Genomic DNA, 19,469 nt, shown 5'->3' with positions numbered 1-19,469 from the left:
ACTTGGTCATCATTGGCGGCTTGCTGGCTGGTTGTCGTCTGTGGTTTTTGCCGCCGACTGTGGGGGCACCACATGCATCACGGTTAAATTGTCGTTGACCAGATATTTTTTTGTTGCTGCCTGAATGTCTTTTACCGTCACGCCATCAAGTTTAGTGGGTAGATTGGCCAGCAGGCGATCATCAAGGCCGATAGATTGTAGTGAGCCAATCATTTGGGCTTGTCCTTGCATGCTGTCTTGAGCATAAATCAGCCCCGTGATGGTATTGGTTTTGGCGCGACTGATCTCGTCATTGGCGATGGGATCGGTGGCCAGCTTGTTGATCTCAGTGGTGATGGCTTGTTGCGCTTGTTCTAGGCTCACCCCTTCACGCGGTGTTGCCTGAATCAAAAACAGCCCATCACCGCGATCAAGCAGGTCATAAGAGGTTCCGACAGTCGCCAGCAGTCCTTGCTCACGTATCAAGCGGCTCTCTAAACGCGCTGATAGCCCACCATCTAATACATCTTGCGCCAGTGACAAGGCGTAGGCTTCTTTTTCGTTTTTCGCGGCTGTGGTGGATAGGCTGGGTACGTTATAGCCCATCATCAACACTGGGACTTGTACTGCTTGCTCTGAAGTCACTTCTTGATAACCATTGAACGGCGCTTGGCGCACGCTGGGGCGGTTGGGTAGCTCGCTGGTGGTCAGCTCACCAAAGTAGCGTTTGACCTGCGCTAAGACTTCTTTAGGTTGGACGTCGCCAACGATGACCAAGGTGGCGTTATTAGGCGCATACCACGTGCGGTACCAGTCTTTAAGCTCTGAGAGTGTGATCGACTCAAGTTCTGCCATCGGGCCAATCACCGACTCACCTTTGGGGCTATCAGGTAGCGCCAGCAGTCGAAAGGACTCGTAAGCTTTGGCTAAAGGATTGTCATCGGTACGCTGGCGACGCTCTTCCATCACCACCTGATGCTCTTTGGCAAAGGCTTTGGCATCAAAGCGCAAATTAGTCATACGATCGGCTTCCAGCTCAAGCGCTAATGGTAAGCGGTTGGCGGGGAACAGCTCGTAGTAGCCTGTATAGTCATAACTGGTAAAGGCGTTGTTGACCCCGCCAAACTTGGCAATCAAGCGCTCAAAGTCATCGCTGGACACCTTTGGTGTGCCCTTAAACATCATGTGCTCAAGCAAATGTGAGATGCCGCCTTTGTCTTTTGGCTCATCGGTTGAACCCACTTGGTACCATATCTGAGTCATCACCACAGGGGCGCGGTGATCTTCTTTAACGATGACTTTGAGGCCATTTTCTAATTGGTATTCATGACGGCCTGACATGTCCATCGCCAAAGCCTCTGGTGCATTGGTTTGATGATCAGTAGTTTTTTGCGTTGCGGCAGGATTCGTTGTCGTGGCAGTGGTATTGCTATGTAATGCGCTGGTTTGACAGGCGGATAAAGTAGCGGCAAGGGCAAGCGCACAAGCGACGCGTAAGGATACAGATGAGGACATGGTATTCTCTATGATTGATAATGACATCAGCGGCGCAAGCTGGGAGCATGTCCCAGTCAAACGCGATGCATAATAATGATATAAGCAACTGCAAACAATAGTAGCGCAAAGTGGGCAGTATACCTACTGCTGCCTACTATTTTCGATATAAAGAGTATCTATATAAAAAGGCGCGACAAGGTTATCATAATGACGTGTGCGCGCCGACCATCACACTGGCGGTTGGCTTAACCGCTGGTGTGGTGCTACAGCCTGTAGCCGTGAGCGTAAAGGCAACCACAATAGCAGATAAACACACTTCAAAGCGTTTTGAATATCGAGGTTTAGGGATTTGAGCGATTGGCATAAAAGATAGATTCCTAACAGATAAACGTGTGTAAGCATGGTTGGTGGACAAGGAACAACCAGCCAGCATCCATACCACCAAGCTTGTTGATATAAGGTATGCAAACTCTAGCGCAGCCTTTGTGATGCAGCGTCATATATTTGTGTCCAAACCTTAAGCAAAACTTTCTTATTATAAAAATGATACTACTGCCCGTATGGTTATCAGGGAGCTGAGCATCCTGCGAATTATGCTAAACTATGGCAAAAGATAAAAACGACTGTTAATGACAAACGCTGTGCCAGCGCTTACTGACATTATGCTAACTTTTAGGGCGACATTATGAACAATCCAAACAACAGCAATCGTGTGGTTATCAATCTTGATGGTGATCTTGATGATTTAGATGATGACATCACTTTACCAAGCTTACCCGCGCAAGCAGTACCTATCGTGGATGAGCCAGAAGCTCAGACCACACCAGATACCTTGATCAACGAGCGTCACGCAGACAAGTCGGTCAACAAAAACCCTGCCGACCATGAGCGCGTAGAGGATATCGCCCTTGGTGCACCGATCGTCTCAGCTGAAGTCGATAGCGGCACCGAAAGCACAACGCCCAGCATGCCAGAATCTGAGACACCGCGTACCAGCAATTCCTCTGCTGTGCCTGCCATGCCATTGCAAGAGCAATTGGGCGATAGTGCTGTACCTGCCGCGACCAATAATGCCATTGCCAGCATTACCACACCAGACAGTGACCTATCAGCTAGCCCTGCCGACGAGACTGAAGAAACTGGCGGTCGTCAGAAGGGCAGCTGGTTTAACCGTATGAAATCAGGCCTAACCAAGTCGCGCAAAAACTTAGCCGAAGGCATGGTCAATATTTTGATCGGTGGTAAAGAGATCGATGATGAATTGTTAGAAGAAGTCGAAGATCAACTGCTCGTTGCGGATATTGGGGTCAGTGCTACCAACCGCATCATCAAGAGCTTGACGGAACAGACGGCTCGTGGCGACTTGATTTACTCGCATTCTTTATACAAAGCATTGCAAAGCGAGCTGGTTGATATCCTTGCGCCAAAAGTGGCGCCTTTGGTGATCGATACCAGCAAAAAACCGTTTGTGATTTTGGTCGTTGGGGTTAATGGTGTGGGCAAGACCACTACCATCGGCAAATTGGCCAAACGCCTACAAGGTGAGGGTAAGTCGGTCATGCTCGCGGCAGGTGATACCTTCCGTGCAGCGGCGACCGAGCAGCTACAGATATGGGGTGAGCGCAACGATATTCCTGTGGTCGCTCAAGGCCACGGTTCAGACAGTGCTTCTGTGATCTTTGATGCCATGCAGTCGGCCAAAGCCAAAAATATCGACGTGCTGATCGCCGATACCGCAGGCCGCTTGCAAAACAAATCACACTTGATGGCTGAGCTTGAAAAAGTGGTGCGCGTGATGCGTAAGGCTGACCCTAGCGCTCCGCATGAAGGCATGATCGTACTGGATGCAGGCACGGGTCAAAATGCCATCAACCAAGTAGAAATCTTTAACCAAGCGGTACCGCTCACTGGTATCACCATCACCAAACTGGATGGTACGGCCAAAGGCGGTGTGGTATTCAATATCGCTGAAACCACTGATGTACCAATTCGCTATATCGGGGTCGGCGAGTCGATCGACGATTTGCGTGCCTTTAGTCCTAAGCAGTTTGTGGCGGCCTTGTTTGAGACTGATGATAAAGCGTAAAGTGGGTCAGAGTTTTTCTGATAAAGACGTTGGGAGTAAACAATGATCGTTACCACAGCAGCCTTTGGCTCCTATCAGCTAACCTTGATTGCACATAGTAATGGGCATACTGGTAAGCACAGTCGTCCCATGCTTGCCGAGGCCAACTGGCTGCTGGCAGGTAACGCTTGGCATCACTCAAAATCTATTCCTAAGCTTAAAAAGTATTATGGTCTGACAGATGGTGACTTTACCTTTATAGACAGTAATAGCCTAAGCATGAATGACCCTATACAAGCACTGTTAATAGAGACGATTTCCCAACTGCGAGACTACGCTGCTGGCACGCGTCAGATATTGGATTTACCTTTAGATTTTTCTATCGGTACTGCGTTTCAGCAACGCGTATGGCGCGCTTTACAAGGCATAGAGTATGGCGAGACCATCAGCTATGCCACGCTCGCGCAGCGCGTGGAGAGTCCCAAAGGGTTCCGTGCGGTGGCGCAAGCCAATGGCAAAAACCCTTTTAGTATTATCGTACCTTGCCACCGCGTGATTGCAAGCGATGGTAAGCTGGGCGGTTATACGGGCGGGCTGGATAAAAAAGTGTATTTGTTAGCGATTGAAGGGGTCAGTTGTCGCTCATAACGATTGGCGCATCGTTCGCCTCTTTAAGCCTCGCTATCTAAATGATGACACGCGCTAATAAAGCCCCAATGCAGATACCGCATTGGGGCTTTGTTACCTCTTAATATTGGTAGCGTATTTATGCTACTTGCCACATTTATTACAGCCAGAGCAGCCTTGAGACTTTTTAAATAAAATCTTTGTCCAGACGTAATAGATAGAGACCGCCACAATCAAAAATATTAAAAAATACTCTAACCATATGCTCATAATGATGCCTTAAAACCCTAAAACGCGTCCCGTTATTTGGTAAACGACCCATGCCATCGTATATGCCAAGACAAATAAATACCCTGTGATGACCAATGTTTGCTGCAACGATTTGGTCTCGCGGCGAATCACGGCGAGTGTTGCCAAGCACATGGGCGCATAGACATAAAATGCCAAAAAGGCAAATGCTGTCGCCAAGCCCCACTGCGCATGAATGATGGGGATCAAGGTCTGGTTAATCGCCTCATCACCCACACTACCGACCGCGTAGACCGTGCCGAGTGCGGCCACCACAACCTCACGTGCCGCAAGGCCGGGGATTAAGGAGATACACATCTGCCAAGTAAAGCCAATGGGCGCAAAAATAGGCTCAATCAAATGCCCCAGCATGCCAGCAAAGCTATAATCAATGGCAGGACCCGCTGCGTCAGTCGGGGCAGCGGGGAAAGTCACCAGCACCCATAAAATCACAGAAAGGGCAAAAATCACCGTACCTGCACGGCGCAAAAAGGTGCTTACTTTGTCCCACAGCTCGCCAGTGATGTGCTTGACGTTCGGCATACGGTACGTAGGCAGCTCCATCAATAAGGGAAACGCAGCGGATTCTGATTTTGCACTATGAAAATGCTTAAACAGCCATGATACCAATGCCGCAGAACAGGTTCCTGCAACATAAAGAACAAATAAGGTCAAACCTTGTAAATTAAAAATGCCCAATACCGTTTGGCTAGGAATCACGGCAGCAATAATCAGAGCATAAATCGGCAGCCGCGCTGAGCAGGTCAGCATTGGCAAAACGGCAATCGCCACCAGTCGCTCTTTGTGACTGGGGATGGTACGGGTCGACATCACCGCTGGCACCGCGCATGCAAAACCTGACAGCAGCGGAATAAATGAGCGCCCAGACAGTCCCACCTTTGCCAATAAGTTGTCCAGCAAAAAGGCAGCTCGCGGCAAATAGCCAGAGTCCTCCAAAATCAATAAAAACAAAAACAGCAAAGTGATCTGAGGGATAAACACGACAACACTGCCAACACCAGCGACAACCCCATCCACAATGAGACTTTGCAAAATGCCATCAGGCAGCCACTGCGTCAGTAGCGCACCGATACTGCCCACTACGCCCTCAATACCATCCATCAGCGGCGTAGCCCACGCGTATACTGCCTGAAAAATGATAAATAAGATTGCCAGTAAAATCATCACCCCGATGACTGGATGCAGGGTCAACTGATCTAAACGCTCATGCCATTTGGGCAGTCTCTGGGCGCGGGTTACCGCACGGCTCAATACCTCGTCGGCCTGTTGATACATCGCCTGAGTATCACATTGTGTATCAAAGAAATGAATTGGCTTGTCGCTACCTGAAATATAGGCGATCAGATCATTAGTGATCGTAAGTAGCTGCGCGCAGCCTTTACGTTTGATAGCCACCGTCTTGACAAAGGGTACGCCAAGCGCTTCTGACAGTATTGATTCATCGACGACCAGACCACGACTGTGCGCCACATCGCTCAAATTTAGGGCAACCACTATAGGCAGCCCTAAATTTTTTAGCTCAAACAGCATACGTAGTGACATACGCAAGTTGGTCGCATCCGCCACAAAAATGATCCCATCAGGGACAGCCTCGCCAACCATCTGACCAAACAGCACTTTACGCGTGACCTCTTCATCTAAGCTGGCAGTTTTTAAGCTATAAGTACCCGGCAGATCTAAAATATTGACTTGAGTATGACCGAGCAAGGGCGCACTGCGTTTATCGACAGTGACGCCAGAGTAGTTGGCGACTTTGGCTTTGGAGCCAGTCAGTATGTTAAAGGTTGCCGTTTTACCGCAGTTGGGCGCACCCACTAACGCCAGTGTTATCGGTTTGGTACTAGCAGTTGTATCGATAGTAGGTACAGTAAAAGATGCAGAGGAGGACATAAGCGAAGACACCGCCACTTAAAAATGAATAACAAAGAGTCTTATAGTTCACGCGAGCGGGCGGAACAGACTCAAAAAGAATGATTATGTGGGATGCAGCTTAGGTGACGGCGCGACACCTGATTTTTAGCAGCTCATCGGCACGTAAACTGAACTGGGCGCCAGTGCTGAGTTGCACAGCATAAGGTGGCTTACCAAAGAGGCCTTTGGCAACAATGTGAATGATGGTGTTGGGTAAAAAGCCCAAGTCTTGTAATCGCTGACTGATCGCAGAATCAATATCACCGAAGCGAGGATTGGCGATGATGTCATCGATGATAGCGGGTTGTCGTTTGTTTAGATCAAGCAATGAGCACACAGGTGAATGCGTGCTTTGGTGGTCTTCGGACTTCATTTTACTTGTCGCCACGGCACAATCGGATAGTGTGGTTACACTCATAAAGAATCCTTAGTTATCTGCATTTTTGCAAATAATAATAATTACTATTATTGTTTAACCAATTATATGCCTCGACAATCAGGAACACAACCACTGTAAAAAATGATTGCTATCAGCCGCGCACCAGAGGGCGCAATGCCATCTGGTACCTAAAAAGGGTGCTAGGTGACCCAATAGAAAGTGCGTGAATGATAACAGTTGGCTTAGCCTTCAAGCTGCGCCATAACGTCAGCAGAGAAGTTAACATTGGTATAAACTTCCTGCACATCATCAGCGTCTTCTAACATATCAATCATTTTTATGATTTTTTCGGCATCATCCACATTGTCGATTTCGGCCGCCGTCGAGGGCGACATGGTGACTTCTGCATTGTCAGAGGCGAAACCTGCGGCATTGAGCGCATCTTGGACTTGACCGAAGCTCTCCCATTCAGTGATGACCAGTAAACGCTCACCATCGTTTTCGATATCGAGCGCGCCTGCATCTAGGGCCACCAGCATGATGTCTTCTTCTAAGCTCAAATCATTAAACGTAATCTCACCGCGCTTGGTAAACAAGTAAGCCACTGACCCTGAGGTACCAAGATTACCATCATTTTTGGTAAAGGCATGACGTACTTCGCTGACGGTACGATTGAGGTTGTCAGTCATGGTTTCGACCAGTACAGCGACGCCGCCAACCCCGTAACCTTCGTAGCTGACTTCTTCCATATTTTCGTTATCACCGCCGCCTGTACCACGGTCAACAGCGCGGTTAATGGTGTCGCGCGTCATATTGACGGACAGGGCTTTTTCGATAACGGCACGCAGGCGTGGGTTTTTGTCAGGGTCGGGGTCGCCTTGCTTAGCCGCTGAGACGATTTCACGAATAATTTTGGTAAATATTTTACCTCTCACTGCATCCTGACGGGCTTTGCGGTGTTTGATATTTGCCCATTTTGAATGGCCTGCCATACTCTTTATCCTTAACTGTTACGGTTGGTGTGACTGCATACTGTGTATAAAACCCACTGTCGTGTACTCAGGCATTTTAATCGTCACGGACATGACATAGCAATACCCAGCGCTTGGCTCATTAATGTCGATTTGCGAGCAGCGCTTATCAACAGTGCCAGTCAAGCTTACGGGTAAGTAAACGAATGGTATGTTGTTGACAGCGGTTTTTTGCTACACTGTGGCTGTCTGCACGCAGTGTAGGGCGTTTTATTGGTGCTGAATATTATAAACCACTTATCGGCGGTTATACCAATCCAAGCTTACCCATACCCTGATGAGACCGCTCATTTTCTCTTTATCTTTGACATAGCCACTGACCTTGTGATGTTATTGCCGCCATGAAGCAACCAACTGCTGAAGCCATTACCAACCTGCGTAAGCGCATTCATATCATCATTGAAGGCACAGACACGCGCTTGGGTAAGATTTTTGATATCGTGTTATTGATTGCCATTTTGGCCAGTGTGGCGGTGGTGATGCTTGACAGTGTGCTGTATATGCGCTTGCAATATGGCACACTGTTTTTTTATGCCGAATGGTTTTTTACCATTTTATTCACGATGGAGTACTTGCTCAGGCTGTTTTCAGCGCCAAACCGCCTGCGGTATATTTTTAGCTTCTTTGGGATTGTGGATTTGCTGTCAGTGCTGCCCAGCTATCTCAGTCTGATGTTTGTTGGGGTGCAGTATCTGCTGGTGGTGCGGATCTTACGGATTTTGCGTGTGTTCCGTGTGCTCAAGCTCAAAGCGTACATGCAGCAAGCAGGTTTTCTGGCCTCAGCGCTTAAGACCAGCCAACAAAAAATCACGGTATTCTTCTTATCTTTAGTGCTGCTGGTAACGATTTTCGGCTCGGTGATTTACGTGGTTGAAGGGCCAGAAAATGGCTTTACCAGTATCCCGCTGTCTATTTATTGGGCAATTGTGACCATGACCACAGTCGGCTATGGCGATATGTCGCCCAAGACCCCACTTGGGCAAGCGATTGCATCGATGGTGATGATCACGGGTTACTCTATCATTGCGGTACCGACAGGTATTTTTACCTCAGAGCTGGCACGTAATATGCGCCCGCAGTTACAGCCTATCACTTGTCCTAACTGCGGCAAGTTCGGTCACGCAGTTGGCGCGACGTTTTGTGACCGCTGCGGTCATTCGCTACACGTATAATCCAGTCCGCCTATTGCGTGATTAACGCTGACTATACGGTGAGATAGTCATCAACCAGTGGCGACAGATCAATCTCCACGCCCAGATTGACCAAATTCCAGTATTGGCCTGACACGGTACGATCAAGCATCATCGTTACCGCTGAGGGCTGAAATTGTCCAAAATATTTTAACGATGTGCGCATTTGGGTGATCGCTTCGTGATGTACCTGACTGCTGCCAAAGTTGAAAGTGCCCTGATGATAAGGGGCAATGGACAAAGGCTTGAGACCGATAGACAGCCACTTTTGATAAAACTCACCGGGAATGTCCTTGTCGTCGTCACGGCGGATACCCAGCGCGATTAAATCCTGCTCAAGCGCGGTCACATCGCCTCTAATGGCATGCTGGGCAAAACGGCGAAACAGCTGTATCTCCTGATCGCTGTACGTACGGATGCTACCAAAATCATAAGCAATCACGCTACCATCTGGCCGAAAGGCAAAGTTGCCTGGGTGCGGGTCGCAGTGCATACGATACAAGCTAAACAGCTGACCTGCACTAAAGTGAAACAAGCGCTTGGCGATTTTTTGTTTGATGTCGTTATCCCATGTGGCAGCGACGCTGAGCGTGTCCCCCATCTCCTCAGTCAGCGTTAAAATGCGCTTTGAGGAATGGCTACTGATGACCTTTGGAATAATCAGTCCTGTATCATCTTCATGAAACGCGCCAAACACGCGTAAATTGTACGCCTCTTTGGTATAGTCCAGCTCGTCGTGCAGACTTTGGCGAATCTCATTAAAAAGCTGATCTTGTAGCTGGCGGCTCATGTTGAGCACGCCTGCGATTTTTAGTGCCATGCGCACTTGTTTTAGATCGCTATCGCAGTTTTCGTCGACATCAGGGTATTGCACTTTGACCACCACCTTTTGTCCAGAGGGCAAGGTGGCTTTGTGTACTTGACCGATAGAGGCAGCAGCAAAAGGCTGCTCAGCAAACTCTGTAAACAGCTCGTCAATAGGTGCGTCCAGCTCACGCTCAACTTGGGCGCGGATTTGCGCATATGGCATTGGCGGCGCGTCTTTTTGTAGCTTCTCAAGCGCGGTAGCAACTTCAGGTGGAAACACATCTTTATACTGTGAGGCGATTTGCCCAACCTTCATCACCGCGCCTTTCATCTCGCCAAGGGTCTCGGCAATCTGAATACCAACATCTTGCATCAGCTCAGAGCGCGCTTGTATCCGTTTTTCTTCATCGCTAGAGAGATGCTTTAATGAGTTTTTGGCGGCCTTACCGGCAATACTTGCGGTCATACCAGCAAGCTGCATAAAGCGTTTTCCGGAAGATTTTGCCATTCATATCACCATGTTTGAGTTATTGATTGAGTTTTTAATGAACAATGTCTGATATTTTAATCAAGCCGTGCAGATTTAACTAGCCTGCTTTGGTTACCGAGTTTATCAGGGATTGGACGTGGTTTGATAAAGATTGACCAGCCAGTAATCAAGCGCCATCTGATACCCCAGATGACCTAGTCCACAAATGACGCCAGTCGCCACATCACTCAAATAGGAATGATGGCGAAAAGGTTCGCGGCTGTGCACATTGGACAAATGTACTTCAATAAACGGTTTTTGCGTGGCCAAAATAGCATCCCGCAGTGCCACAGAGCTGTGAGTAAAGGCCGCAGGGTTGATAATAATGGCATCAACTTGCTCATCAGTATCAGCAAGCAAGCCGTGGTGCTGAATGGCATCGATCAGCTCGCCCTCATGATTGGACTGAATGGCGATAATCTCAACCGCTTGTGCAGCGGCGCTTGTACTCAATTGGCTGGTGATATCGGCTAGTGTGGTATGACCATAAATCTCAGGCTCGCGTTTGCCCAGCAAGTTTAGATTGGGGCCATTCACCAGTAGCAAGCGCCGCGTTAGTGGTGGTGTGTCTGAGGTGGTTGTATGGTTACGGCTCATTGTGATCTCTTATTATGTCAGGGCTATACATAGCATAAAACGCGATATATATATCATTGGTTGTATTTAGACGCCAAAAATCGGTAATCTAAAGCCATATTGGCTGATTTATTTTGACTGTAACCCTTTATCATAGCAGCTTGGCATGTCAGTGATAAAAAAATATCGTAAAAAACCTAAGAGTCGTCAAAATTGTGGTAAAAGACTTTATGTTGCTAAAAACCCGTGATATGATATTTTTTAAGCAATATATATTGCAAGTTTGTTACGGATGCGTTTTTAGGCAGTTCTCAAAAGACAGGCATCATTAGCAAATGCGGCAGGACAAGGTCGTCTCGCTTGAGAGAAGCTAGCGCGCGTCAAATACATCTACGAGTGGTGTGTCTGATACCGCCGATAGCAAATGTCACCATAGACTAAAATGGTGAATGTCTAAACGTGCTACACCTGTGAGCGGTTGTTAGGCAAATGGCATTTGGTCGATACTTTTATATTCTGATTCCATGATCTTAGTGCCCGTTTACATGCAATGTTGCAAAGGAAGTTGGGACTAAGCGTAATTTTTAGGAAATACTATTATGTCAGCTCGTGAACAAGGTACCGTAAAGTGGTTTAACGATTCAAAAGGCTTTGGCTTTATTCAACGTGACAGCGGTGAAGACATTTTTGTCCACTTCCGCGCCATTCAAGGCGACGGCTACCGCTCACTAAAAGATGGTGAAAAGGTTGAATTCAGTGTGGTAGAAGGTCAAAAAGGCCTCCAAGCTGAAGAAGTGACCAAACTAGACGCCTAATCGTCATAAGCTCGGTCGATACGTCATTGTTGCAGTTTAGCAATAATGATGGGTGAAACTGCTGCTATACTATCAAGTCAAGCCTGTCTTGTCCTACTGGTGCTACGCCCATGTGTGGCGTACTCGGTAGCATACAGACATTAGGCTTGGCTTTTTTTGTGTTTATACACAAGAGCTGCAACCGATGGTGATGAATATAAGGTTAATATCGTCATGGGTGCAGCCACCATACCAGATAAGGATAGTTTTTTGAGTCATTTTACAACATTTACCGATTTGCCATTGTCAGAGCCCACCATGCGTGCCGTTCAAGACTTGGGCTTTACCCAATTGACCGATATTCAAGCCCAAATTTTGCCGCATACGTTAGCACACCAAGATGCTATTGGGCAGGCGCAGACAGGTACAGGCAAGACGGCAACCTTTTTGCTGACCATTATTGAGACGTTGCTCAAACGGCCTTTTGGTGCAGATGAGGCACGCTATTTGGGCGAGCCGCGCGCCGTGATTATGGCGCCGACACGCGAGCTTGCGCAGCAGATATTTGATGACTGTTTGGCACTCAGTAAATATACCGCGCTGCACAGTGTGTGCATAATGGGCGGCACCAACTACGAAACCCAGCAGCACGAGCTTGAGCGTCAATATGTGGATATTTTGGTCGCGACCCCCGGTCGTTTGATTGATCTGATGCACAAAGGCATGGTGTATTTGGATCGGGTAGAGGTCTTGGTATTGGATGAAGCCGACCGCATGCTGGATATGGGCTTTATCCCTGATATCAAGCGTTTGGTCGGTCGTATGCCGCCCAATACTGATCGCCAAAGTCTATTGTTTTCTGCTACTTTTAATCAAGATGTGATGAACTTGGCTTATCGCTGGCTACATGAGCCGCAGTTTGTCGAGATTGAGCCTGAGCATAAAACCAGTGAGCTGGTGGATCAGCACTTTTATCTGCTGACCGAAGACCAAAAGTTGGCGGCGCTAGAAGGTATCTTAAATGACGAGTCGGTAGACAAAGTGATCGTGTTTGCCAATCGTAAAGATCAGGTCAAACGTTTGTATCACAAGCTGCGTCAAGGCCACAAAGTGGTGATGCTCTCAGGAGATGTGATTCAGCAAAAGCGCGAAAAATATTTGCAGCGTTTTAAAGACGGTCACGCTTCGATATTGGTGGCAACGGATGTGGCAGGGCGCGGCATTCATGTCGATGAGATCAGCCATGTGGTCAACTATACCTTGCCAGATCAGCCAGACGATTATGTGCACCGCATTGGTCGTACTGGCCGCGCGGGTCAAACAGGGGTGAGCATCAGCTTTGTCAGTGAAGATGACGCGTTTAACTTGCCTGCACTGGAGAAGCACTTAGATACCAAGTTTACTCTTGAACAGTGGCAATAGCCTCGTTACGGATCTGCTGATATTCAAAAGTCCGCAATGCCATGATGAACATTGCGGACTTTTTTAGGCTTGCTATTTATGTTATCTCAGATTGATAGATTGAGTACCACTTAATGGGCATGATCGTGTTCATGATCCATGTGCTCCATATCTGACATATCACTCATATCGTGCATACTATGATCCATTGCTGCGCCTTCTGAGCCATCAGGGCTGGTAGCCATATCATGGTGCATGTGACTCATGTCTTCTTCAGACATCATCGCCGCATGATCGCCATGCGTCATTTGACTGTGCGCGCCGCCATGTGCACCATGGCCACCATGCATGTTTGACATTACAATGGGTACAGCGATCACTGCCAGACCAGATGCCATCATAATCGCACCATTCATCTGACGTAAGCGCAAGCGTCCAATTTGATGACGCAGCCAGCCGACGGTCTCATGCGTGGCCACCAGCATCGGTATGGTTCCCAAACCAAAGGCAAACATCAGTACCGCACCAGTGAGCGGTTCATGACCGACGACCGCAATCAGTAGCGCCCCATATACCAAGCCGCAAGGCAAAAACCCCCACAGCAAGCCTGCCGTCAACGCACGTGGAAACGTATTTAGCGGAAACACTTTTTGGCGCAGTGGCCCCAAAGCTTGCCAAAAATGCATGCCCAATCGTTCAAGTTTGGACAAAAAGGGTGCGCCAAGCATGATCATGCCCACAAAGACCAATACCAATCCCAGTAAAATACGCGGCGTACTATTGCCTACCATAAGCGGCGCGAGTACCGTTGTGCCAACCAGTCCTGCGATCAGACCCAGCGTCGCGTAGCTGAGTAGTCGACCAATATGATAGGTCAGTACTAAGCCGCGTCTTTTGGCTGGACTGACGTCTTTCATTGACAGTCCAAATGCGGCAACCAGACCGCCGCACATGCCCAAGCAATGCGGCGAACCAAAAAACCCCATCAATAACGCCGCAACAAGTAAGGCTGTAGTCATGGGACATCGCTCCTAAAATGAATGAAGGTTAAGGGAGTAGGCATTATGTGCGCCGCTTTGTTGGCTGTCATCATCAATGATGCAGGGTTAAACGACTATCTTGTCTACTCGTCAGCACTGCGATCATTTGTGCTGTGCTCATGAGCTTGAACAACTTTGCGCCGATCCTGCCGATCTTCTAAAATGATGCGCTGAGAGGCGTTGTCTAAATCCTCGAACTGATTGGACTTTACCGCGTAGCGTACCGCCCAGATGGCGACTACAAATAGCATTAAGCTCAATGGAATTAGTAAAAATATGCTGAGCATTATAGACCTCTTGGCGAGCAATTTCACCTTATTATACGCCGATTGTAAACCGATGGCGGCGATAACTGCACTGTTATCGATAAAATATCATGGCTATGTCAGTCATCCGTTTTTGTTTTTTGGACTTTACCGCGCGGCGTTAATAATTGCTCAGTACTGACATCGTCAGCACTGCGACAATCAGGCTGAGGATGCAAGATATCGCGCATATAAGCGGCAATTTCATAAACAGCGCGCCGCGAATGGCTGAGATTTTGGGCAGGTGCTATCCAGTCACGCTCAACAGGTAAGGGCGCATTGATCGGTGTGGTATTGATGTTATTTAAGGCAAATTGCCGCCGCGCCCTTGCCATATGGTAGCTGTCTGTGACCAGATAGACATGATGTAATGGAATACGTTTGGCAGTAAAACGCGCATTCTCGCAGGTGTTCATACTGGCGTTTTCACTAATGATGCCGCTGATACCATGCTCGACAAGCCACTGTTTAAGCCACGGGGCTTCAGCACCGCTCAGTACCACAGGTAAAGGTAGGTCATGGTAAGCCGTCGCCGCTGCCCGCGCGCGCTGAAGACTATAGCTATTGAGTACGGTATTATTGTTTTTATCGTTGGTTAGACCGCCGCCAAGTACCACATAGGCAGTAGGTGGTGAGCTGCGCGCTGCACCCGTGACGGAAGGCAAAGGCAAGTGCCCCAAGATATAGACCACACTTCGTGAAAATAGCGGAGTAAACAAACTGATCAGTACAATGATGATGGTCGTGGAACCAATTATAAAAGTCATATTGATAATACGAAATACCTTGACCGTACGCTCAGCAGAACGCAGATAATAGCGCCATAATCGTTTAGACCACATACTCGCCATGCCCAATTGTCGCATTGCTGTTCACCCACACTGGCTCACGCGCCAAGGTGATGGCAAACTTGTCATAAACCGTCGCTGCGATATACTGCTGCGCGGTTGCCACGTCGGCTTGGGTGGCTTGATAAGGGGCATGGTTGGTCAGCACCAACGCTTGTTTTTTGTGGGTAAAAATCGGTGCAATACCGCCACCTTTAAGCCCTGCTTGCTCAATCAGCCAGCCAGCGGCTACCTTGACCATGGCGTCAGGCAGGTGGTAGCCGACGATATTCGGATAGATTGTTTGTAAGTCGGTGAACTGCGCAAGCGGGATAATAGGGTTTTGAAAAAAACTGCCGCAGTTGGGCAGTGCTTTGGGATCGGGCAGTTTTTGCTGACGAATGGTGATAATGGCGTGCATCACATCAGCAGGGGTAGGTTGGGTGCGGCTTTGTGCGTCGGCATGTGCTTGCGCTACCGTCTGCACATCGCCATAGCTGGCCAATACTCGCGCCGCATCCGTATGCAAGCGAAAGCCGACACGAGTGATCAGCCATGTATTGGGTTCACGTTTAAAACGGCTGTCACGATAGCCAAACTCGCACTCAGCCGCTGACAGCGTGTGCCATGTTTTATTCAGCAGATGGTAAGCCTGCACGTGAGTCAAACAGTCTTCGAGCTGCACACCATAAGCGCCAATGTTTTGCACAGGTGCCGCTCCCGTCAAACCGGGAATCAACGCAAGGTTTTCCAGACCATACCAGCCTTGGGCGACCGTATGAGTGACCAGCTCATGCCAGTTCTCACCCGCCATTACCTCAATGTCAACATACTCAGCACGTTGCTCTACAACGATAATACCGCGCATCAACGGACGCAAAACCGTGGCTTTTAACTGCGTAGGAAGCAGTACATTGCTGCCGCCAGACAGTACAAACCATGGCTGATCTGCCATCGACTGCGCATCATGAGGATGCATCAGTGCATCGAGCTGCGCCTCATCGGTCAAGGTGATGACGGTGTCAGCCTTGCAAGCAAGTGCCATGGTGTTGGCATGTGATAAGTCTGCTGCTCTATCACAGGTGGCGCTTGATACAGGGCTGGAGGCGACAGTCATAAAAGAACCTATGAAACAAAGAAGTGATGGAATAAGAGCCATCATTATAATAGATAGCCACTATAAATAGTGGCAAATGATTATTATAAAACTCAATCGTGAGGGGCGTTTTTCTTATCAATATGAGGTTACGAGATATCGTCAGGCGCTGCTTAAATCGCTTTCCAGCTTTCAATCCACGCTTGTGCGCTTGACTCAATACGCTCAATGACTTCTTCAAATGCGTCACCTTCACCGTGATAAGGATCAGGCACATCGTCACCACTATAGTTCGGGTCTTCTTCACTAAACAGTGCCAGCTTGGCAAGTGGTTTGGTTTCCGAATCAGCACCAGCATCGGCTGCGATAATGCCATCTTTGATGGCCTGCAAATCAGTCAGGTTTTGCGCATCCATTGCCAAGATCAAGTCAAAGTTGTGAAAATCATCGGCATTGACTTGGCGTGATACCAGCTTGCTAATGTTGTAACCATGTGACTTGGCATGACGCTGTGCTCTGATATCAGGGTTGTGCCCTAAGTGCCAGTCACCTGTACCTGCTGAGTCGACTTTCATCTTAAGCCCAGCAATGGCCGCTTGCTGGCGAAAAATCTCTTCTGCGGTGGGTGAACGACAGATATTACCCAAACAAACGACCAAAACGGAAGACGGGGTAGAGGCTTTAATCAGCATAGTATGACCTTTTGTCGCAATAAAAAAACATGCGATAACAAACCGCGACAAATCAGGCGGGATATTAGCATGCAGATGGCTTGAATCAAGCAGCGGTTAGAGTAACCGTTAACGCCTGTAATAACAAGGCATGAGACTGGACAATCAAGTCATTTAAGCTGTTCTTGCCATTATGATCGCTACTTGATCCGCCTCAAAATAGACGTATCAGTCCTGACTGTGTTTAAAGCGTTGCAAGTCACGGCGCTGCTTTTTATTGGGTTTATGGTCTGGACGGGCAAGGTTGGCCAGTTTGCGCTGCTCAGCATAATAGGCGCGGCGCTCTTCGCTCTCCTTGGTTTCTGAATAGAGCGCTTGGGCAGCGCTGGCGTTGCCGCGCTGTGCGGATAACGCTTCGACGGTGACCGTCTTTTCGGTCATTGCCGTTGCTGAGCCTTGACGAATGGTCAGCTCATCGCCCACGCTAATCTCTTTACTGGTTTTTACGCGGCTGCCTGCATAATGTACGCGTCCGCCTTCGATGGCTTGTTTGGCCAAAGAGCGCGTACGATAAAAGCGGGCTGCCCATAGCCATTTATCAATGCGCATTCGCTGTGCTTGTGTGTCATTCCCATTACTCATCAAAACCTCACTTGTGATAACTTTTTATGCATAGTGTCAACAATAGTGGTCGTCATCAATAGGCGCGGTAAGGTGTCCAGCACCGCGCCTATGAGCGATAAGTCATATATTGGTGCAGGTTACTTTAAAAACAACTGGTAACCGATATTGTCAGTGACTGCGATACAGTCGTAACCGATATCCAGCAGCGCGTCTTGTAGTAGGCGAGAGCTGCTCTCTGTCGCCTGCACGCCGACCAATACTCGACCTTCAGCCGCACCATGATTGCGATAGTGGAATAAGGTGATATTAAAGTCATCACCGAGCTTTTCCAAAAATGTTAAAAGTGCGCCTGGGCGCTCAGGAAAGCTGATTTTAAGCAGCTGCTCATTATCGACTTTGGCATGACCACCGATTAAGTGGCGGATATGTGATTTGGCAATGTCGTCATCGGTCAAATCATAAGCGGTATAGCCATCGTTTGCCAGTTGGTTACTGATAATTTGACGCTCTGTTTCGCCTTCCTTTAGCGCAATACCGACAAAAATAGTAGCAGGTTCCATCGAGTCTGGGGCACAATGGTTGGCGGCGCGGTAGTTAAACTCAGTGATGTTTCGGCCATGCAGACTGCGGCAGAAATTTAAAAATGCGCCTGTTTGTTCGGGGATGGTCACAGCGAAGATGGCTTCTTTTTTCTCACCGATTTCGGTGCGCTCAGCGATATAACGCAAACGGTCAAAATTCATATTGGCACCGCAAATAATGGCGGCGCAGTTTTTGCCTTTGAGATTGTTGGCATTGATGTACTTTTTCATACCCGCAACCGCCAAAGCGCCCGCAGGCTCAACGATGCTGCGGCTTTCTTCAAACACGTCTTTGACCGCTGCACAGACTTCATCATTGCTGCAAGTGACGACATTCGGCTCAACCACGGGACCTGAACCATCGCTTTTTTGCATGCGTACCACACCAAATGGCAGCTCACCGATTTGGGCAACCGCAACACCATCAACAAATAGGCTGACTTGCGGCAATTTGACACGCTCGCCAGTTTCAAGCGCCGCTTTTAGGCAGGCCGCGCCCGCTGGCTCAACCGCAATCACTTTGACATGTGGTGCCACTTCACCCAAAAAGGCAGAGACGCCTGAGATCAGACCACCACCGCCAACCGCAACGAATACGTAGTCCATGTTGCGCCACTGCTGGGTCAGCTCAAGACCGATAGTTCCTTGCCCGGCGATAACCAATTCATCGTCATAAGGCGGGATAAAGGTCAATCCTTCTTGCTCAGCGCGCTCAATGGCGTAGCGGTTGGTTTCATCAAAGCTGTCGCCGTATAGATCAACATTGCCCCCAAGCGCCTTTACTGCATTGACCTTGATGTCAGGCGTGGTGGTGGGCATGACGATCACGTTATTGAGCGATAATTTGCGCGCTGAATAAGCCACACCCTGCGCGTGGTTGCCCGCTGAGGCGCAAATCACGCCGCGTGCTTTTTGCGCATCGCTCAGCTGACTGATGCGATTGTATGCACCGCGCAACTTAAACGATTTAACAGGTTGTAGGTCTTCACGTTTAAAACGAATGTCATTGTCAAAACGCTGGGTCAGCTTGGGTGCAGGCTCGAGTGGGGTTTGAATGGCAACGTCATAAACGGTGGCTTGCAAGATGGCGCGGACCCAGTGTGACAGCATGATAACTCCTGAATAGATGGCTAACGAAATAGATTAGCCTATGCTGATTTTGGCTGTGTTGCAACATGCAATTGCAATTTTTCTATCCATCAGCTACCGCCTAAATAGGTAATGGCTATA

19 protein-coding genes are annotated in these 19,469 nt (G+C 48.6%); 5 read left to right on the top strand and 14 right to left on the bottom strand.

What is annotated here, in order from left to right; all coding sequences use genetic code 11:
* Nucleotides 1–9 precede the first annotated feature (9 nt).
* Together ACFI32_RS04180 and ACFI32_RS04175 are read right to left on the bottom strand one after the other, a co-directional pair.
* Nucleotides 10–1,494, bottom strand: a complete 1,485-nt coding sequence (locus ACFI32_RS04180; RefSeq protein ID WP_462625245.1) for a M16 family metallopeptidase — start codon at nt 1,492–1,494, stop codon at nt 10–12.
* A 184-nt stretch (nt 1,495–1,678) separates the two neighbouring features.
* A complete protein-coding gene (locus ACFI32_RS04175; protein WP_462625244.1) occupies nt 1,679–1,840 on the bottom strand; it encodes a hypothetical protein in 162 nt (53 codons plus the stop codon).
* A gap of 654 nt (nt 1,841–2,494) precedes the next feature.
* On the opposite strand from ACFI32_RS04175, the gene ftsY reads away from it, so the two are divergent.
* Nucleotides 2,495–3,562, top strand: a complete 1,068-nt coding sequence (ftsY, locus tag ACFI32_RS04170) for a signal recognition particle-docking protein FtsY (RefSeq protein WP_462625312.1) — start codon at nt 2,495–2,497, stop codon at nt 3,560–3,562.
* A gap of 42 nt (nt 3,563–3,604) precedes the next feature.
* Nucleotides 3,605–4,189 carry a methylated-DNA--[protein]-cysteine S-methyltransferase gene (locus ACFI32_RS04165; RefSeq protein WP_462625243.1) on the top strand — a complete coding sequence of 195 codons (585 nt, stop codon included), beginning with the start codon at nt 3,605–3,607 and terminating at the stop codon, nt 4,187–4,189.
* Nucleotides 4,190–4,447: 258 nt separating this feature from the next.
* Here ACFI32_RS04165 and feoB read toward each other — a convergent pair whose 3' ends face one another.
* From feoB to ACFI32_RS04150, 3 genes are all read right to left on the bottom strand, one after another.
* The gene (gene feoB, locus ACFI32_RS04160; RefSeq protein WP_462625242.1) at nt 4,448–6,367 is read right to left on the bottom strand and encodes a ferrous iron transport protein B; all 1,920 of its coding nucleotides are present in this window, start codon (nt 6,365–6,367) and stop codon (nt 4,448–4,450) included.
* 100 nt (nt 6,368–6,467) lie between these two features.
* Nucleotides 6,468–6,806, bottom strand: a complete 339-nt coding sequence (locus tag ACFI32_RS04155) for a FeoA family protein (protein ID WP_462625241.1) — start codon at nt 6,804–6,806, stop codon at nt 6,468–6,470.
* A 203-nt stretch (nt 6,807–7,009) separates the two neighbouring features.
* A complete protein-coding gene (locus ACFI32_RS04150) occupies nt 7,010–7,759 on the bottom strand; it encodes a YebC/PmpR family DNA-binding transcriptional regulator (RefSeq protein WP_462625240.1) in 750 nt (249 codons plus the stop codon).
* 380 nt (nt 7,760–8,139) lie between these two features.
* On the opposite strand from ACFI32_RS04150, the gene ACFI32_RS04145 reads away from it, so the two are divergent.
* Nucleotides 8,140–8,970, top strand: a complete 831-nt coding sequence (locus ACFI32_RS04145) for an ion transporter (RefSeq protein WP_462625239.1) — start codon at nt 8,140–8,142, stop codon at nt 8,968–8,970.
* A 31-nt stretch (nt 8,971–9,001) separates the two neighbouring features.
* On the opposite strand, the gene ACFI32_RS04140 is transcribed toward ACFI32_RS04145, so the two are convergent.
* Together ACFI32_RS04140 and aroQ are read right to left on the bottom strand one after the other, a co-directional pair.
* Nucleotides 9,002–10,303 (bottom strand): ABC1 kinase family protein, encoded by a 1,302-nt coding sequence (locus ACFI32_RS04140; protein ID WP_462625238.1) that lies wholly within the window; start codon nt 10,301–10,303, stop codon nt 9,002–9,004.
* Nucleotides 10,304–10,408: 105 nt separating this feature from the next.
* The gene (aroQ, locus tag ACFI32_RS04135) at nt 10,409–10,921 is read right to left on the bottom strand and encodes a type II 3-dehydroquinate dehydratase (protein WP_462625237.1); all 513 of its coding nucleotides are present in this window, start codon (nt 10,919–10,921) and stop codon (nt 10,409–10,411) included.
* A gap of 578 nt (nt 10,922–11,499) precedes the next feature.
* Between aroQ and ACFI32_RS04130 the strand changes: the two genes are divergently transcribed.
* Both ACFI32_RS04130 and ACFI32_RS04125 read left to right on the top strand, forming a co-directional pair.
* A complete protein-coding gene (locus ACFI32_RS04130; RefSeq protein ID WP_462625236.1) occupies nt 11,500–11,715 on the top strand; it encodes a cold-shock protein in 216 nt (71 codons plus the stop codon).
* A gap of 213 nt (nt 11,716–11,928) precedes the next feature.
* Nucleotides 11,929–13,116, top strand: a complete 1,188-nt coding sequence (locus ACFI32_RS04125; RefSeq protein WP_462625235.1) for a DEAD/DEAH box helicase — start codon at nt 11,929–11,931, stop codon at nt 13,114–13,116.
* Between the two features lie 110 nt (nt 13,117–13,226).
* On the opposite strand, the gene ACFI32_RS04120 is transcribed toward ACFI32_RS04125, so the two are convergent.
* The 7 genes from ACFI32_RS04120 to ilvA form a co-directional block, all read right to left on the bottom strand.
* Nucleotides 13,227–14,114 carry a sulfite exporter TauE/SafE family protein gene (locus tag ACFI32_RS04120; RefSeq protein ID WP_462625234.1) on the bottom strand — a complete coding sequence of 296 codons (888 nt, stop codon included), beginning with the start codon at nt 14,112–14,114 and terminating at the stop codon, nt 13,227–13,229.
* A 104-nt stretch (nt 14,115–14,218) separates the two neighbouring features.
* Nucleotides 14,219–14,422, bottom strand: a complete 204-nt coding sequence (gene ccoS / locus ACFI32_RS04115) for a cbb3-type cytochrome oxidase assembly protein CcoS (protein ID WP_462625233.1) — start codon at nt 14,420–14,422, stop codon at nt 14,219–14,221.
* Nucleotides 14,423–14,520: 98 nt separating this feature from the next.
* Entirely contained in the window at nt 14,521–15,306 is a 786-nt protein-coding gene (locus ACFI32_RS04110; protein WP_462625232.1) for a YdcF family protein, read from the bottom strand.
* Nucleotides 15,272–16,384, bottom strand: coding sequence for a UDP-N-acetylmuramate dehydrogenase (gene murB, locus ACFI32_RS04105; protein ID WP_462625231.1), 1,113 nt, complete (start codon nt 16,382–16,384; stop codon nt 15,272–15,274). Before murB ends, ACFI32_RS04110 begins: the two co-directional genes overlap by 35 nt.
* Before the next feature lie 152 nt (nt 16,385–16,536).
* Complete coding sequence (locus ACFI32_RS04100; protein ID WP_462625230.1) at nt 16,537–17,055, bottom strand: low molecular weight protein-tyrosine-phosphatase; 519 nt, start codon at nt 17,053–17,055, stop codon at nt 16,537–16,539.
* A gap of 207 nt (nt 17,056–17,262) precedes the next feature.
* Nucleotides 17,263–17,676, bottom strand: a complete 414-nt coding sequence (locus ACFI32_RS04095; protein WP_462625229.1) for an RNA-binding S4 domain-containing protein — start codon at nt 17,674–17,676, stop codon at nt 17,263–17,265.
* A gap of 119 nt (nt 17,677–17,795) precedes the next feature.
* A complete protein-coding gene (gene ilvA, locus ACFI32_RS04090) occupies nt 17,796–19,349 on the bottom strand; it encodes a threonine ammonia-lyase, biosynthetic (RefSeq protein ID WP_462625228.1) in 1,554 nt (517 codons plus the stop codon).
* Nucleotides 19,350–19,469 lie beyond the last annotated feature (120 nt).

The sequence above is a fragment of the Psychrobacter sp. PSi21 genome (assembly GCF_054960615.1).
Note: the sequence above shows the minus strand (reverse complement) of the source record. Positions and strands in the feature narration are given on the sequence as shown.

Bases quoted from the DNA above. Each gene is read 5' to 3' on its own strand.
- ACFI32_RS04130 (WP_462625236.1), top strand. From the start codon at position 11,500: ATGTCAGCTCGTGAACAAGGTACCGTAAAGTGGTTTAACGATTCAAAA.
- ACFI32_RS04125 (WP_462625235.1), top strand. From the start codon at position 11,929: ATGGGTGCAGCCACCATACCAGATAAGGATAGTTTTTTGAGTCATTTT.
- ccoS (WP_462625233.1), bottom strand. From the start codon at position 14,422: ATGCTCAGCATATTTTTACTAATTCCATTGAGCTTAATGCTATTTGTA.
- ACFI32_RS04140 (WP_462625238.1), bottom strand. From the start codon at position 10,303: ATGGCAAAATCTTCCGGAAAACGCTTTATGCAGCTTGCTGGTATGACC.
- ACFI32_RS04165 (WP_462625243.1), top strand. From the start codon at position 3,605: ATGATCGTTACCACAGCAGCCTTTGGCTCCTATCAGCTAACCTTGATT.
- ACFI32_RS04145 (WP_462625239.1), top strand. From the start codon at position 8,140: ATGAAGCAACCAACTGCTGAAGCCATTACCAACCTGCGTAAGCGCATT.
- ilvA (WP_462625228.1), bottom strand. From the start codon at position 19,349: ATGCTGTCACACTGGGTCCGCGCCATCTTGCAAGCCACCGTTTATGAC.
- ACFI32_RS04150 (WP_462625240.1), bottom strand. From the start codon at position 7,759: ATGGCAGGCCATTCAAAATGGGCAAATATCAAACACCGCAAAGCCCGT.
- feoB (WP_462625242.1), bottom strand. From the start codon at position 6,367: ATGTCCTCCTCTGCATCTTTTACTGTACCTACTATCGATACAACTGCT.
- ACFI32_RS04175 (WP_462625244.1), bottom strand. From the start codon at position 1,840: ATGCCAATCGCTCAAATCCCTAAACCTCGATATTCAAAACGCTTTGAA.
- ACFI32_RS04120 (WP_462625234.1), bottom strand. From the start codon at position 14,114: ATGACTACAGCCTTACTTGTTGCGGCGTTATTGATGGGGTTTTTTGGT.
- ACFI32_RS04180 (WP_462625245.1), bottom strand. From the start codon at position 1,494: ATGTCCTCATCTGTATCCTTACGCGTCGCTTGTGCGCTTGCCCTTGCC.
- ACFI32_RS04155 (WP_462625241.1), bottom strand. From the start codon at position 6,806: ATGAGTGTAACCACACTATCCGATTGTGCCGTGGCGACAAGTAAAATG.
- ftsY (WP_462625312.1), top strand. From the start codon at position 2,495: ATGCCATTGCAAGAGCAATTGGGCGATAGTGCTGTACCTGCCGCGACC.
- ACFI32_RS04100 (WP_462625230.1), bottom strand. From the start codon at position 17,055: ATGCTGATTAAAGCCTCTACCCCGTCTTCCGTTTTGGTCGTTTGTTTG.
- ACFI32_RS04110 (WP_462625232.1), bottom strand. From the start codon at position 15,306: ATGCGACAATTGGGCATGGCGAGTATGTGGTCTAAACGATTATGGCGC.
- ACFI32_RS04095 (WP_462625229.1), bottom strand. From the start codon at position 17,676: ATGAGTAATGGGAATGACACACAAGCACAGCGAATGCGCATTGATAAA.
- aroQ (WP_462625237.1), bottom strand. From the start codon at position 10,921: ATGAGCCGTAACCATACAACCACCTCAGACACACCACCACTAACGCGG.
- murB (WP_462625231.1), bottom strand. From the start codon at position 16,384: ATGACTGTCGCCTCCAGCCCTGTATCAAGCGCCACCTGTGATAGAGCA.